Here is a 644-nt window from a genome sequence, read left to right as displayed (position 1 = left end):
TCGACATGCCGATCATCCCGGTGATCCACCTCACGACACCGCATCTGCGCACGTCTGGCTTCGAGGGCGAGACCGAGGGTGAGTTCTCTGCGCGGTTGCTCAAGGAGATCGAGGAAACAATCCTGCGCGAAGGTCCAGAAACCATCGCCGCCTTCATCGGCGAGCCTCTGATGGCTGCGGCAGGCGTGCTCGCACCACCCGCCGGGTATTGGCAAGGCGTAGAGGCGCTTTGCCGCAAGTACGATATCTTCCTTGTAGCGGATGAGGTCGTGAATGGTTTCGGACGTTTGGGTACCATGTTTGGATCCACCTATTATGCATTCAAACCTGACATCATGGTGACCTCGAAACAGCTGACGTCTTCTTACATGCCGCTTGCAGCGATCCTCTTTACGGAGGAAATCTACAACACTATCGCTGACAACACCGCAAAGATCGGAACGTGGGGTCATGGCTACACGACGACTGGGCATCCGGTCGCAACTGCGGTCGCCCTCGAGAACCTCAAGATTATTGAGGAGCGAGACCTGATCGGCAACTCGGCGCGAGTGGGAAAGGTTTTCATGGAGAACCTGCAGCGGCTCATGGACCACCCACTTGTGGGTGACGTCCGCGGCGTGGGCCTTATGGCAGCGGTCGAGATG

Annotated in this window: 1 protein-coding gene; it reads left to right on the top strand. The window is 57.6% G+C overall.

What is annotated here, in order from left to right; genetic code table 11:
* Window positions 1-644 (top strand): aminotransferase class III-fold pyridoxal phosphate-dependent enzyme (locus NKI58_RS35475; RefSeq protein WP_352854547.1); only part of this gene is annotated, 644 nt, incomplete at both ends.

This window comes from Mesorhizobium sp. M0522 (assembly GCF_040321085.1).
GTDB lineage: Bacteria > Pseudomonadota > Alphaproteobacteria > Rhizobiales > Rhizobiaceae > Mesorhizobium.
This window is presented reverse-complemented; position numbering and strand designations above follow the sequence as displayed.